Below are 14,890 nucleotides of genomic sequence, written 5' to 3' on the forward strand. Positions count from 1 at the left end.
GCTCAGTGAGAAAGATCGGCGTTGTAACCGTCCTGGCCGGGCTCGTGGGCGCGCTCTCCGTGCCCACGCCCGGCCTGGCGGCCCGCCAGGCGGCCCCGGCGCTGGACGTGTTCGACATCTTCTACCGCAACGTCAACGACCATGGCGTCCGGCTCGTGGACTGGCAGGGCTACCTGGCCAACCCCTACATCGAGCTGACCGTGCGCGCGCCGAAGGTGCCGGGCATCGCCTATCCGCTGACCGTCGACCTCAAGGCCGAGGGCACCTCCCGGCTGATGCTCAACATGCCGAGCGAGCTCACCGCGACCGGCGCGACCAAGTCCTTCACGCTCACCGGCCCGGCCGACCGCGAGGTCGTCCGGCTGGCCATCCACTCCAAGCAGGGCCCGGGTCAGGACGAGCGGCACAAGTGGGTCATGAAGACCACCGACGCGACCGGCGCCACGATCACCCAGACGATGCCGATCACGGTCCAGCAGGACGAGAAGACCGCCCTGCGGCCGCCGATCCCCATCGACTTCGACTACCGCTACGACACGATCACCCGCTACTTCTCCGACCCGGGCGTGCGCAAGGCCGCGGAGACGGCGGTCCGGAACTGGTTCGCCTTCTTCGACCTCAAGCCGTTCGACCTCGTCCCCGCCGGGGACGAGGTCAACAAGCTGCCGGGCGACGACTGGCAGAACGAGGTCGAGGCCACCAACGCCAAGCCGTACAACGGCATGTACGTCTTCTTCCGCGGCATCCAGACGCCCTACTCGACCGGCTACCCGACGATCAACGGCAAGTTCCACACCCAGAACGGCAAGCCCACCCCCTACCACCGCTCGACCAGCATGATCCTGGAGTATGACGAGCAGCTGATGAAGCTGGTCAGCTCGCTGGCCGACGAGGACTGGTACAAGACCGACCTCGGCCAGGTCATCGACGTGCACGGCCTGGTCATGCACGAGTACGGCCACGCCGTCGCCTTCCACAGCGATTGGGCGGGCATGGCGAAGTACGTCGAGAGCATGGGCGACAAGAGCAAGGGCAGGGACGACCAGGAGGTCATCGACTACCAGGGCTACCCGGTCCCGCTCGACACCAGCTATCACGTGCCCGGTGACGAGCCGTACTGGGACCGGCTCAGCGGCCAGAGCGGCGGCTGGCGCCACGTCTTCCCGACCAGGCAGTGGCAGCTGACCAAGCTGACGCTGCTGATCGCGGAGAACGCCGGCTGGAAGCTGAACAGGAAGCTGACCCCGTTCCTGAAGCCCTCGATCGAGACCGCCTCGGTCAAGGCCGGCCGGGCGGGCGCCGCCTACGACCAGCGGCTCCAGGCCAAGGGGGGCGTGCCCTTCTACGACTGGCAGGTCACCGGCGGCGCGCTGCCCGAAGGGCTGGCGCTCGACCGGTTCACCGGCGCGATCACCGGCAAGCCCGTGAAGGCGGGAACGTCGGCCTTCACCGTCCAGCTCAGGGACTACGACAAGCTGAGCACGCCCGTCACCCGCGAGTACTCGCTCACCGTCAACGCCTGAGAAGGGCGGTGGCCCCAGTGGCCGCCGCCCTCCCGGTTTTACAGTCCGTAGCGGCTCTTCAGGTGCCGCCACCAGCCGCGGAATATCCACGCGTCGAACTCGGTGATCGAAGTGGCGCTGCCGCTTTCATCTGAATTGTGGTGCGGAGACTCGGTCCTTCGAGGCCGGGAGCAGCGCCACCCCTCCTTTCGAAAACAGTATGGAAAGAATCGGTCACGTTCGGTAATATGTGCGGTGAGTGAGGCCGCTGTGACAGGAGGTGCGCGATGGCGATCCGCCGCTCCACCGCCAAACGGCACGGCCTGCCCACGATCGTGCAGCTGCGGCTCACGCCCGCCCCTGCCCAGGCTGAGGCGCTGACGGCGGCGGTGCTGCTGTGTAATCAGGCAGCCACCGTCGTGTCCCGGCTGGCCTGGCAGCACCGCGTCTTCACTGTGGTGGAGTTGCACCGGCTGGCCTACTATCCGGTGCGGGCGCAGGTGGCCGGGCTGGGCGCGCAGGCGGCCGTGCGGGCGATCGCCCGGGTCGCCGGCGCCTACGCCAACCGGCGCGCCTCCAAGAAACGGGCTCACATCTTCCGGCCGCACGGCGCTGTCCCTTACGACGCCCGGCTGCTGAGCTGGAATCGTGACGCCCGGACCGTGTCGTTGTGGACTCCCACCGGCCGTGTCGCCGTGCCGTACACGGGTCGGCCGGAAGATCTCAAGGCCGTGGACGGGCTGCCGATGGGGGAGGCTGACCTGATCTGCCGACGCGGGGTGTGGCTGCTGCAGGTCGCCGTCACCTTGCCCAAGCCCCAGACGCGTGAGCCGGTCGGCGGCTTCGTGGGAGTGGATCAGGGGGTGGCGAACCTGGCGGTCACCTCCGACCGGGTGGTGCTGCCCGGTCCCGCCCTGGCCGGGCCTGTCGGCAGCAACGGCCACGTCCGCACCCTGCGCGAACGGCGCCACCGCCAACGCCGACGCCTGCAGAAGACGGGCACTGCTGCGGCGCGGCGGGTGCTGCGCCGCCTTGCCGGGCGTGAACACCGGATGATGACCGACCTCAACCACCAAATCAGCAAACATGTGGTGCGTGAAGCCGAACGCACCGGCCGCGGCATCGCCCTGGAAGATCTGCAGGGCATCCGCGGCCGGGTAAGGGCTCATCGGTTCCAGCGGCGCACCCTGCACAGCTGGGCCTTCGCCCAGCAGATCGCCTTCACCCGCTACAAGGCCGCCCGGGCCGGAGTCGCCTTCGTCCTGGTCGACCCCGCCTACACCTCCCAGGCCTGCCCGGAATGCGGGTGCGTGGCCAGGGCGAATCGGCCGGCGCGGGGCCGGTTCGTCTGCACCGGGTGTGGCCTCGCTGGGCACGCCGACCACATCGCAGCCCGCAACATCGCCACACGCGGCGCAGCGGGCTGGGCTGCTGTCAACCAGCCACACGCTACCGGCCACCCGTCAGCCAGACGGGACCGAGAGAGCAAACCACCGGCCTCAACCGGTGGTAGTTGACCAGGAAGCAGCACACCCGCGTCGGAGTCCAGTCGTAGAAGACTTCCAGAGCGAACCCTGCGAAGGAAGAAGCAGTTTCATCGCATCTCCAGTGCTGGTGAGAGGGTCACGCCTGAGCGGTCCACTCCAGGACGCCGGTCGAGAAGCCGGTCTTCGAGGTGACGCTCAGCCGGAGCCTGGTCGTCGAGACCGCCGTGAACGTCGTGGTGTTGAAGGTGTTGGCCGCCGTTCCGCAGGCCGACTGTCCGGGCACGTCCACGTACGCGCTGCCGTTCCAGTACTGGACCTTGCACGAGGCAGGCAGGTCGATGCCCTGGTCGTCGTCGAACCAGTAGACGCCGACCCGGTTGACGGTCTGCGCGGATGGCCACTGGTACTCCAGCCACTCGGTGCCCTGGTGGTCCCAGTTGCCGTAGGCGCCGTGGCTGTGGTCGGCCGAGCCGGCCGGGGTGAAGCCGTCGTTGACCGCGCCGAGGGTCTCCCACGGCGAGACGTAGGAGGTGGACGCCGTCGCGCTGAGCGCCAGGTTGCCGGGGTTGGCGGGACCCGTCGTCTGCACGACCTTCCGCATGGTGCCGTCGGCGTTCCAGTAGAGCTTGTCGAGCGTCACCGAGCGGCGGAAGTCGCCGCCTCCCGGGCTGCCCGCGTTGTGGTAGACCATGTACCACTGGCCCTTGAACTCGATGATCGCCGGATGGTTGGTGGTCGAGGAGACCTGGTCGAGCACCACTCCCCGGTGCGTCCACGGTCCCAGCGGGTTGCTAGCAGTGGCGTAGCGGATGCACGCGTAGCCGGGCGCCGAGCAGGCCGAGTCGTTGGCCGAGTAGGCGAGGTAGTAGGTGCCGTCGCGCTTGAACATCCAGGGGGCCTCCCAGAAGTTCGACACGCCGCTCGGCGTGACCACGCCGCCGTCGAGGTTGATCATGTCGGGCTTGAGCTTGGCGGCGCGCAGGCCGTAATAGGAGCCCCAATAGATGTAGGCCTGGCCGTCGTCGTCGGTGAAGACGGTCGGGTCGATGTTGAGCGGCGAGGAGTTGGGGGTGCTGTCGCTGATCAGCGGGCCGCCCTTGGCGTCGTGGAAGGGGCCGAGCGGGCTGTCGCCGACCGCCACGCCGATGTCCATCCAGCCGGCGCCGTTGCCGTTGACGGGGGCGTACCAGTAGTACTTTCCGTTGCGCGGCTCGACCTCACCCGCCCACGCGTCGGCGCCCGCCCAGGAGAAGTCGGTAAGTTTCAGCTTCGCGCCCTGATCCGTCCAGGTCGTCGCGTCGCCGGAAGTGAAGACGTGCCAGTCCCGCATGACGAAGTTCGTGCCGCCGGCGGGCGCCTCGTCGTGCCCCGTGTAGAGGTACATCGTGTCGCCGACCACCAGCGCGGCCGGGTCGGCGGTATAGATGGAGGTGGTGATCGGCGCGGCGGCGGGCGCCGGGGCCGCGCTGATGAGGACCAACCCGGCGGCGGCCGCCACGGCCAGGGTCATGGTTTTCAGACGTCTCATGTCAGGGCACTCCTCATTCGAGCTAGCGATTGCTTGGTTAGCGCTAACATTTTGGATCCCAGATCTGTGCGGTCTGCGAGGCGTTGTCGAGTGTTAGCGATACCACCAAGGTCGTCAAGGCCCAATGTTTACCGCGATGGCCTTGCGGCTAATCGATAGGTTGCTATCGTTTCTTGTCAGGGTATTTCGTGACGACCGGTCATCCTGGGGGATGTATGAGCGACACCTCAACGCTGCCTCTTTACATGCGGCGGACGGAGTTCAATCCCGCCACCGAGCTGGCGGAGCTGCGGGAGAAGGAAGGGATCACCCGCGTCACCACGTCGTTCGGCGTCGAGGCCTGGCTGGTGACCCGCTACGCCGACACGCGCGCGGTGCTGGGCGACGCCGAGCGGTTCAGCAACGCCCGCCAGACCTTCTTCCAGCCACCCGGCGCGACGGAGGAGGAGCTCAAGGCGCTCCGCGCCGGCAACCTGCTCTCCTTCGACCCGCCCGAGCACAGCCGGCTGCGCCGGTTCCTGACGCCGGAGTTCACCATCCGCCGCATGCGGCGGCTGGAGCCGCGGATCAAGGACATCGTCGAGGAGCACCTCGACGCCATGGAACGAGCCGGCTCACCCGTCGACCTGGTGTCGTCGTTCGCCCTGCCGATCCCCTCGCTGGTGATCTGCGAGCTGCTGGGCGTGCCGTACGCCGACCGCGCGGACTTCCAGCGCAGGACCGGCCGGATGCTCGACGTGTCGCTGCCCATGGACGAGCGCCTCAAGCTGCAGCAGGAGTCGCGCGCGTACATGACCGAGCTGGTCGAGGGCATCCAGGCCGACCCCGGCGAGGAGCTGCTGGGCATGCTCGTGCGCGAGCACGGCGACGACCTGACCACGAACGAGCTGATCGGCATCGGCAACCTCCTGCTGATCGCCGGGCACGAGACCACCTCCAACATGCTCGGCCTGGGCACACTGGCCCTGCTCCGGCAGCCGGACCAGCTGGAGCTGCTCAAGAAGGAGCCCGAGCGGATCGAGGCCACCGTGGAGGAGCTGATGCGCTGGCTCAGCATTCTGCACGCCAGCATCGGCAGGGTGTGCACCACGGAGACCGAGGTCGCCGGTCAAACGATCCAGCCCGGCGACCTGGTGATGTGCTCGCTGCCCCTCGCCAACCGCGACCCCGCCTTCATGGACGAGGCCGACGAGCTGGATATCACCCGCGGCGCGCCCGGCCACCTCGCCTTCGGCCACGGCGTGCACCACTGCCTGGGCGCGCCGCTGGCCCGGATGGAGATGCGGATCGCCTTCCAGGCCCTTTTCCAGCGCTTCCCCGGACTGCGTACCGTCGCGCCCATCGCGGACTTCCGCTCCTTCCACATCGTGTACGGGCTGGCGTCGCTGGAGGTGGCCTGGTAACGCTGGCATGGAGTGACGGCGTGGATGCTGCTAGCGTTCGGCATGTGCCAGAGCAGCGACGTCGTGCGGACGCACTGCGTAACTCCGACAGGATCGTCAGGGCGGCGATCACCGCCCTGCACGAGTCGGGCACGGCCGTCCCGCTGGAGGAGATCGCCCGCCGCGCCGGAGTCGGCATCGCCACCGTCTACCGGCGCTTCGGCGACCGCGACGGCGTGATCCTGGCCTGCTTCGAGACCTACTTCGCCGAGGAGATCGAGCCGGTCCTCCAGGCCGCCCGCGTGGCCGCCGACCCCCGGCAGGGGCTGGCCGACGCGCTGACGGCCGTGGTCGACACGCTGTCCGGCCACCGGGCGCTCCTGTCGGCCGCGAAGGAGGCCGGGGCGTTCACGATCGGCATCGCCGAGCGGTTCATGGGACCGCTCGGCGACGTGCTGGCCGCCGCGCGGGCGCGCGGGCTGGTCCGCGACGACCTGCTGGTCCGAGACCTGGCGGCGATCGTGGTGATGGCACTGGCGACGACCCGCCACCACGGGGCCGACTCCGACGACAGCGCCGACCGGCGGCGCTACCTGGCGCTCCTCCTCGACGGCACCCGCCCGTCGGCCGTGCCGCTCCCCCGCCCGTCCGCCGTCGACCTCTTCGCCCACGAGCCGACGGACCACTGCCCGCGCCGCCACCACCACTGACCTGAGGGCCCGGCTGTGCGGTCAGGTGCTCCCGCGGACGTCCGGCGCGGGACTCGCTGTTCGGTCAACTGCTCGCGCGGACCGTCAGGCGGGGGACCAGCAGGGTCGCCGGTGGCACCGGGCGGCCCGCCAGTTTCTCCATCAGCAGCCCGACGGCCTCCCTGCCGACCTCCTCGGCCGGGATCAGCACCGAGGTGAGCCGGGCGGGCTCGGCCACGTCGTCCGGGCAGATCGCCACCACCGCGAGGTCCTGCGGCACCTTGCGGCCCAGCTGCCGCAGCGAGCTCAGCACGTGGTTGACGGCCGCCTCGTTGTGCACGACCAGCCCCGACAGGCCGGGCCGGGCCGCCAGCAGCCCGCTCACGGTGGCGTGGACCTCCTCGAAGCCCTCCTCGCACGGCAGCGCCGTACCATCGAGCCCGTGCTCGGCCAGGGCGGCGGTGAAGCCTTCGAGCGTACGGCGGGCGAAGCCGGTCCCCCGCTCGTAGACCACCGCCGGCGCGCCGAGCAGCACCACCTCGTGGTGCCCGCGCTCGGCCAGGTGCGCCACGCACAGCGCCCCGGCGGCGGCGAAGTCGAGGTCGACGCCGGTCACCCCGGCGGCGTCGGCGGGGAAGCCGATCAGCACGCTGGGCTCGGCGAGCCGGCGCAGCAGCGGGACTCTGGGGTCGTCGAGCTCGACGTCCATCAGCACCAGGCCGTCCACCAGCGCGCTGGCCGCGGCCCGGCGCAGCCCGTCGAGGCCCTCGTCGGCGGTCAGGAGCAGCACGTCGTGGTCGAAGTGGCGGGCCGCGGTGACCACCGAGGTGGCGAAGCGCATCAGCACCGGTACGTGCATGCCTGCCCGCAGCGGCAGCACCAGCGCGATCACGTTGGCCCGCTTGCTGGCCAGCGCCCTGGCGCCGGCGTTGGGGTGGTAGCCGAGCGTCCGCACGCTCTCGAGCACCCGCCGCCGGGTGTCGGCCGAGATCGCCCGCTTGCCGCTGAGCACATAGGAGACCGTGCTCACCGCCACACCCGCGTGCCGCGCCACCTCGACGATGGTGACCGCCCGGCCGGTCGCGTGCCCGTCCACCGGGTGGCCGTCTGTCATGTGGTGGTCCGTCCGGTGCCGGCGTGGTCTCGGTCCATGTGTCCTCTGCCCGTTCGTCCCCGGTCGGCGCGTACGGCGCCGGCCGATCGGGGGGCCGCCCGGTCGGTGCCGGTCAGTTCCAGCCTGCCCAGCGTGATGCCCACGTTCTCGAACACGACATAAAGATCGTGCACCCCCGAGGCTTCCGCAAGCTCGCCCGAGGACGCCGCCGGAGCGTAGCGCCCGGCCGGGGGCACGGGGATGGCGCCCAGCGTGGGGCCGTGGAGGAGGTCGTCCAGCCGGAGCGTGACGACCCCGCCCTCGGTGCTCGCGGCCTCGATCAGGCACGACGCGGCCCCGGTGAGCTCGACGTCGCGGAACAGGATCCACGCCCCCTCGGCCTCGGAGCGCACCGCGTCGCCCGACACCTTGGCCGCGTCGACGAAGGCGACCGCGTCGTAGGCGTCGTGGTCCGCCGCGGCCATCCCGCCCCGCCGGGGCGGGATGGCCGCGCCCTCGACGTGGAAGGCCGCGCTCAGCCGCAGGTCGGTCGCGCTGCGGCCGACCATGAGCTGGTGCGGCGCGTCCTCGACGGCGAATTCGCCGCGCGTCACGTCCCAGAAGGCCAGGTCTCGCACGGGGAAGGTGAGCGTGACGGCACGGCTCTCACCGGGCGCCAGCCGTACCCGCTCGAAGCCCCGCAACCGGCGCAGCGGCTGCTTGACCCGGGAACGCCGCTGGTGGGTGTAGAACTGCACGACCTCGGTGCCGGTCCGCGAGCCGGTGTTGGTGACCGTGACCGTGGCGGTGACGGTCCCCCCGTCGACCGCGACTGTGAGGCCCGAGTAGTCGTAGGTGGTGTAGCCGAGGCCGTGGCCGAAGGGGTACAGCGGAGTGCCCCGGTAATAGAGATAGGTGGCGTCCGTGGCGATGATGTCGTAGTCGAGCAGGTCGGGCAGCTCGCTGGCCGAGCGGTACCAGGTCTGGGTGAGCCGCCCTTGCGGGTCGGCGTCGCCGAACAGCACGTCGGCCAGCGCGTGGCCGTACTCCTGGCCGCCGTGCGAGGACCACAGCACCGCGGGCACGTCCGGGTCCGACCAGGTGACGGGGTAGCCGCTGGTGATCACCATGACCGTGCGCGGGTTGGCCGCCCGTACCGCCCGGACGACCGCGTCCTGGGCGGGGGCCAGGGCCAGGTCCGTACGGTCCTCGGTCTCGCGGCCGTTGACCAGGGGATGGTCGCCCACCACCACGACCGCCACGTCCGCGGTGGCCGCCAGCGCGGCCGCCGCCGCGGCGCCGCTCTCGACGACCTCCACCGTCAGCCAGGTGGCGGCGTCGGCGTCGTCGACCAGCCTGAAGACCCCGTCGGGCGACAGGCCGATGTAGCGGCCCGTGGAGATGTGGCGCAGGACGACGGCGCCGCGGGTGCGCTGTTCCAGCCGGAAGGTCTGGCGCACCTCCCAGCCGTTCGGGCCGGGCTGGTCGTTGACCAGGACGCCGTCGTCGTCCACGGACAGGAAGCGGCCGGTCGCGACCGCGCGGAAGGCGAAGGACCCGCCGCCCCAGTCGAACAGGTCGAAGTGGCCCCCCGGCGTGCCGATGCCCAGGGGCCCGCCGTCGAGCCCGGCCACCACCGGGCCCGCGTCGGCGGTCAGCGTGACGCGGTCGACGGCCTCGCAGAAGACCGTCTCGCAGCGCTCGGCCAGACCGGCGCGGGCGGTCACCTCGTACGGCAGCGTGCCGCTGTACCAGTCCTCCAGCAGGGTGTCGCCGAGCTGGCCGAGCACCGCGATCCGGCGGCAGGCGGCCGGCGCCAGGGGCAGCAGGCCGTCGTTCTTCAGCAGCACGATCGAGCGGGCGGCCGCCTCGCGGGCCAGCGCCTGGTGCTCGGGGCAGTTGACGACCGCCTCGGTGATGTCGTCGTAGGGCGTGGCGGGGTCGAACTCGCCGAGCCGGAAGCGGATCGACAGCGTGTGGCGTACGGCGGTGTCGAGGTCGGCCTCGCTCAGCAGGCCGCGCTCCAGCGCCTCGCGCAGGTGGCCGAGGGTGGCCTCGGCCCGGTCGTCGTCCTGGGTGAAGCTGTCGAGCCCGGCCCGTACGGCGTGCGCGTACGCCTCGGCCGGATCGTCGTAGTACCCCTGCAGCGCGGTGAGGTTCCCGGGGGCGTAGGCGTCGCTGACCACGAGAAGGTCGTCCGGCGCCCAGGTCCGCAGCACCTGCCCGATCAGCGGGCTGAGGTGCGCCGGCCGACCGTTGACCAGGTTGTAGGAGGGCATGACCGCGACGGCGGCGCCGCTCTCCAGGGCGGGCCGGTAGGCGGGCAGCTCGTACTCGTGCAGGACCCGAGGCGGCAGGTTGCTGGAGGTGAGGCAGCGGTAGGTCTCGTTGTTGTAGCCGAGGAAGTGCTTGAGGGTAGGTGCCGTCCGCATCACGGGAGCGCTCCCACGAAGCCCGTGCGCGTAGGCCGTGGCCATGACGCCGGTCAGCAACGGATCTTCGGAGTAGCCCTCCTCGTTGCGGCCCCAGCGCGGATCGCGCAGCAGGTTGACCACGGGGGCCCACACGTTGCGCCCGGCGCCCGACGGGTCCTTGTGGTGAAAGGCCAGGACCTCCTCGCCCGCCGCCTCCCCCACCCGGCGGACCAGCTCCGGATCCCAGGTCGAGGCCAGCCCCACGGCCTGCGGGAAGACCGTCGCCGGACCCAGCCAGGCCAGGCCGTGCAGGGCCTCGGTGCCGGTGCGGAAGGCGCCCACGCCGAGCCGCTCGACCGGCGCCTGGTACTGGTGGAGCAGTGCGAGCTTCTCGGTCACGGTCAGCCGGGCCTGCAGATCGGCGATCCGCTCGGCGAGGGGGAGGTCCGGGTCGCGGAACGGTTCGTTCATGGAGCCATCCTCAGAAAGCGTCGAAACGCTTCGACTAGCGGGGGGAGCGCACTTCGAGCCTCTGTCGAAGCGCTTCGATAGCCGGTCCAGAAAAACCCCGCCCGTTACACGAGTGTTTCGAACGGAGTTCTTCTGAAGGGTGCACGCGTGTGCGAGCGGGGTCAAGAGATTCGCGGCAATCTTCCTGAATCGATGGAGTCGAGCACCCGGGCGGCTCCGCCGAGCGCGGCCGCGTCGTAGCCGAGCGACGAGATGACCACCTGGCAGCCACCGGCCTCCGGCGCGATGGTGCGCTCGCGTACCTCGGCCTCCACGGCGGGCAGCAGCCAGGGCGCCAGCGGCACGTAGTAGCCCCCGAGGATCACCACCTCGGGGTTGAGCAGGTTGGCCAGGATGGCCACCCCGCGGCCGAGGTCGCGGCCCACGCCGCGGAGCAGGCCCAGGGTGTGGGCGTCGCCCGCGCGGGCCCGCCGGACGACCTCCTCGATCTCCAGCTCCACCTCGACCGGCGAGGGCGAGACGTGCTCCAGGACCGCGCCGATGCCGGCCACCGCTTCCAGGCAGCCGGTCCGGCCGCACCGGCACTCCGGCCCCAGCGGGTCGATCTGGATGTGGCCGATCTCGCCGCTGTAGCCGCGCCCGCCGCGGCGCAGCCGCCCGTCCAGGATCACGCCGGCGCCCACGCCCATCTCGCCGGTCAGGTAGACCAGGTCGGCGACCGCCCCGTGGGGGCCGAACCGGTGCTCGGCCAGGGCGCCGAGGTTGGCGTCGTTGTCGGCCTGGATGGGGAAGCCGGGGTCGCGCAGCGCCTTGGCGAGGTCGCCGCTGACGTCGGTGTCGAGCCAGCCGAGGTTGGGCGCGACCCGCACGACGCCCTGCCCGTCGACCAGGCCCGGCACGGCCACGGTCAGGCCGAGGATCTGCTTGTCCTCCTTGGCCATGCGGTTGACCACCCGCCTGACGATCGCCGCGACGGCGGCCACCGAGCCGGGGAAGGCGCGCCGCCAGGACAGCAGCCGCTCCCCCGCCAGGTCGACGGCGACGGCCGTCACGTAGTCGACGTTGATCTCCAGTCCGATCGCCGCGTACGGCGAGCCGTCCAGCACCAGCATCGTGGCCGGCCTCCCCACCCGGTTCTCGGTCAGGCCGGTCTCCCGGACGAGCCGCCTGTCGATCAGGTCGGCGACCAGGCTCGACACGGTCGCCTTGTTCAGGCCCGTGGAGGCCGCGATGTCGGCCCGCGAGCAGGGCGCGTGCTCGCGGACGAAACGCAGCACGACGGCGAGGTTGGTGGCCCGCACGTCGGCGAAGTCGGCCGGCTGCGGGTCGGTCGATGAGGTGATCAAAGTCTGTCCCGTCCGTCAGGCCGTCGCGGGCGATCATGCCGCCGTACCAGTGTGCGCCGTCCCCCGGTGTCCCCGTGCCATCGCCGAGAGCCGCGCGGGCCCCCGGGCACGGCGGCGAGGGAGCCGTCAGCGAATCTCATCTCACTCCCGACATCAATCTGTGACCGGTGCCACACCTTGTGGTCAGCATCGCCTCGGGTTTAGTTTGTTTGGTCATTAGACGAACTAATTCTAGCCCGTAGACCTCCCGTTCCGACACCCCTCACCCTGCTCCGACCAACGAAGGGAGCCGTCGTGACTCCGTCGATGACTCGCCGAGGATTTCTCGGCCTGGCCGGTATGACCACCCTCGCCGCCTGCTCCGCCCCGACCGGGACCCGGCCCGGCTCGAGCGGCGCGACCGCGGCCGCCGCGGACAAGCTGGCCCAGCTCACACCGGCGTACGCCGAGTTCCCCGGCGTCAAGCCCGAGCTGGCCGGCACGGTCTCCAACCTGCCGGGCGTGCCGGGCATCGCCGGCGGCTTCACCACTTACCCGGCCGCCCCCACCGCGGCGCTCACCCAGAAGGCGGGCAAGGGCGGCACCTACAAGGCGATGACCCCGTTGTGGGGCCCGCCGCCGCCCGGTCTGCCGGGCAACTCCTACTTCCAGGCGGTCAACGCCGACATCGGCGCGACGCTCGAGTTCCAGATCGCCGACGGCAACACCTACGCCGACAAGGCGATCGCCCGGCTGGCCTCCGGCGACCTGCCCGACATCTTCGCCCTCCCGAACTGGGAGATCGACAAGATGGCGGACTTCAACACCGCCGTGGACAAGGCGTTCGAGGACCTCACGCCGTACCTGCAGGGCGACAAGGTGAAGCCGTACCCGCTGCTGGCCAACCTGCCGACCGCCGCGTGGGAGTGGTCGGTGTGGAACGGCAAGCTGATGGCGATCCCCTACCCCACCGAGCCCTTCCCGTACGCCCTGCTCTACCGCAAGGACCTGTTCGACAAGAACGGCTGGAACCAGAACCCCAAGACCGCCGACGAGCTCTACCAGCTCGGCAAGACGATCACCGACGAGAAGGCCAAGCGCTGGGCGTTCGGCGACATCCACGAGATGGCCTGGCCCATCTTCGGCGTCCCGCAGGAATGGCGCTACGCCGGCGGCAAGCTGACGCACAAGTACGAGACGCCGGAGTTCGAGGAGATGCTGGCGTGGATGCGCAGGCTCTTCGCCGAGGGGCTCATCCATCCGAGCGTCGCCGGCAGCAAGGGCGCCAACGAGAAGGACCTCATCGGCGCGGGCCAGATCACCATCTACAAGGACGGCTTGGGCGCCTGGAAGGAGCTGCTCCAGCAGCACACCGGCAAGAACCCCGACTTCGCACTGGGCGTCTTCCCGCTGTTCGCGCATGACGGCGGCACGCCGATCATGTATCACAACAACGCGGCGGGCCTGTTCACCTTCATCAAGAAGGGGCTGCCGAAGGAGAAGATGGAGGAGATCCTGTCCATCCTCAACTGGTGCGCCGCCCCGTACGGGACCAAGGAGTACGAGCTGTCCAACTTCGGGGTCAAGGGCAAGCACTTCACCCTCGACGCCAAGGGCATCCCGCAGAGCACCGACCTGGGCCGCAAGGAGGTCGCCTACACCTACGGCTTCCTGGGCGGCCGTCCCCTCTACGTGGACTGGCCCTTCCCCGAGGCGGCCAAGGCCAACATCGACTGGCAGAACGCCTCCTTCAAGTACATCGAGAAGACGCCGTTCGACGGGATCAGGATCCAGCGGCCGTCGAAGTACTCGGGCCTGCAGGTGCCGACCGAGGACAAGTTCACCGACATCATGCGCGGGCGCCGCCCGGTCAGTGACGCCAAGCAGATCGCGACGGAGTGGCGGCGCGACGGCGGCGACGAGGCACGCGAGTTCTACATGAAGGTCCTGCGGGACAATGGCCGCGCCTGACCACATCGCGGTCGAGCGGTCCGCGGACGCCGGGCCGGCGGGAGACCTGCCCTCTCCCGCCGGCTCGGGCACCATCCGGAGACGGGCCCGGAGAAGGGCCGAGGACCGGATCAAGAACGGCTCGCTGCGGGCCCGGTTCCGGCGCGACTGGCAGCTGCTGCTCATGACCGTGCCGGCGATCGGGCTGCTGCTCCTGTTCCACTACGTGCCGCTGCTCGGCAACGTGATCGCCTTCCAGGACTACTCCCCCTACGTCGGCGTCAAGGACAGCCCGTGGGTGGGGATGTCGAACTTCCAGTGGCTGATGTTCGACGAGAGCTTCTGGGACGCGACGCTCAACACGCTGTCGATCACCACGTTCCAGCTGATCTTCTACTTCCCGTTGCCGATCCTGCTGGCCATCCTGCTCGACAGCGTCGTACGGCCGCGCCTGCGGCTGTTCATCCAGGGCATCGTGTACATGCCGCACTTCTTCTCCTGGGTCCTGGTCGTCACCCTGTTCCAGCAGATGTTCGGCGGCGCGGGACTGCTCGCGCAGATCCTGCGCGACCACGGCTTCGCGGGCGTGGACATCATGACAAATCCGGACACGTTTATTCTGCTGGTCACCGCGGAGACAGTCTGGAAGGACGCCGGCTGGGGGACGATCATCTTCCTGGCGGCGCTGGCGGCCATCAACCCCCATCTCTACGAGGCCGCCGCCGTGGACGGCGCCTCCCGCTGGCGGCGGCTGTGGCACATCACGCTGCCCGGCCTGCGCCCGGTGTTCGTGCTGCTGCTGATCCTGCGGCTGGGCGACGCGCTCAACGTCGGCTTCGAGCAGTTCTTCCTGCAGCGCGACGCCGTCGGCCGCGACGCCGCCGAGGTGCTCGACACGTTCATGTACTGGCGCACGCTGCTGACCGGCGAGTGGAGCTACGGCGCCGCGGCGGGCCTGGTCAAGGGTGTGGCCGGGCTGATCCTGATCCTCATTGCCAACAAGGTCGCCCACCGATTCGGCGAGCAGGGAATCTACAAACGATCATGAC

Annotated in this window: 10 protein-coding genes; 6 read left to right on the top strand and 4 right to left on the bottom strand. The window is 70.1% G+C overall.

Annotated elements, in window-relative coordinates; all coding sequences use genetic code 11:
* The first annotated feature begins 5 nt into the window (after window positions 1-5).
* Together LDL49_RS58490 and LDL49_RS27115 are read left to right on the top strand one after the other, a co-directional pair.
* The gene (locus LDL49_RS58490; protein WP_225294704.1) at window positions 6-1,523 is read left to right on the top strand and encodes an Ig domain-containing protein; all 1,518 of its coding nucleotides are present in this window, start codon (window positions 6-8) and stop codon (window positions 1,521-1,523) included.
* Window positions 1,524-1,789: 266 nt separating this feature from the next.
* Complete coding sequence (locus LDL49_RS27115; protein ID WP_225294706.1) at window positions 1,790-3,019, top strand: RNA-guided endonuclease InsQ/TnpB family protein; 1,230 nt, start codon at window positions 1,790-1,792, stop codon at window positions 3,017-3,019.
* A 106-nt stretch (window positions 3,020-3,125) separates the two neighbouring features.
* Here the strand turns inward: LDL49_RS27115 and LDL49_RS27120 are convergent, their stop codons facing one another.
* Window positions 3,126-4,517, bottom strand: coding sequence for a glycoside hydrolase family 43 protein (locus LDL49_RS27120; RefSeq protein WP_225294707.1), 1,392 nt, complete (start codon window positions 4,515-4,517; stop codon window positions 3,126-3,128).
* A gap of 215 nt (window positions 4,518-4,732) precedes the next feature.
* On the opposite strand from LDL49_RS27120, the gene LDL49_RS27125 reads away from it, so the two are divergent.
* Complete coding sequence (locus LDL49_RS27125) at window positions 4,733-5,920, top strand: cytochrome P450 (protein ID WP_225294709.1); 1,188 nt, start codon at window positions 4,733-4,735, stop codon at window positions 5,918-5,920.
* A 44-nt stretch (window positions 5,921-5,964) separates the two neighbouring features.
* A complete protein-coding gene (locus LDL49_RS27130) occupies window positions 5,965-6,609 on the top strand; it encodes a TetR/AcrR family transcriptional regulator (protein ID WP_225294712.1) in 645 nt (214 codons plus the stop codon).
* 64 nt (window positions 6,610-6,673) lie between these two features.
* On the opposite strand, the gene LDL49_RS27135 is transcribed toward LDL49_RS27130, so the two are convergent.
* From LDL49_RS27135 to LDL49_RS27145, 3 genes are all read right to left on the bottom strand, one after another.
* Complete coding sequence (locus LDL49_RS27135; protein ID WP_225294714.1) at window positions 6,674-7,702, bottom strand: LacI family DNA-binding transcriptional regulator; 1,029 nt, start codon at window positions 7,700-7,702, stop codon at window positions 6,674-6,676.
* A complete protein-coding gene (locus LDL49_RS27140) occupies window positions 7,699-10,566 on the bottom strand; it encodes a glycoside hydrolase family 3 protein (RefSeq protein WP_225294716.1) in 2,868 nt (955 codons plus the stop codon). The genes LDL49_RS27135 and LDL49_RS27140 overlap by 4 nt, the downstream gene beginning before the upstream one ends.
* A 161-nt stretch (window positions 10,567-10,727) precedes the next feature.
* Window positions 10,728-11,912 (bottom strand): ROK family transcriptional regulator, encoded by a 1,185-nt coding sequence (locus LDL49_RS27145; protein ID WP_225294718.1) that lies wholly within the window; start codon window positions 11,910-11,912, stop codon window positions 10,728-10,730.
* Between the two features lie 294 nt (window positions 11,913-12,206).
* Here LDL49_RS27145 and LDL49_RS27150 point away from each other — a divergent pair, with 294 nt between their 5' ends.
* Entirely contained in the window at window positions 12,207-13,862 is a 1,656-nt protein-coding gene (locus LDL49_RS27150) for a type 2 periplasmic-binding domain-containing protein (RefSeq protein WP_225294720.1), read from the top strand.
* On the top strand, window positions 13,849-14,889 hold the full coding sequence (locus LDL49_RS27155; protein ID WP_225294722.1) for an ABC transporter permease: 1,041 nt from the start codon (window positions 13,849-13,851) through the stop codon (window positions 14,887-14,889). The genes LDL49_RS27150 and LDL49_RS27155 overlap by 14 nt, the downstream gene beginning before the upstream one ends.
* Window position 14,890: the final 1 nt, after the last annotated feature.

The sequence above is a fragment of the Nonomuraea aurantiaca genome, assembly GCF_020215705.1.
Classification (GTDB): domain Bacteria; phylum Actinomycetota; class Actinomycetes; order Streptosporangiales; family Streptosporangiaceae; genus Nonomuraea; species Nonomuraea aurantiaca.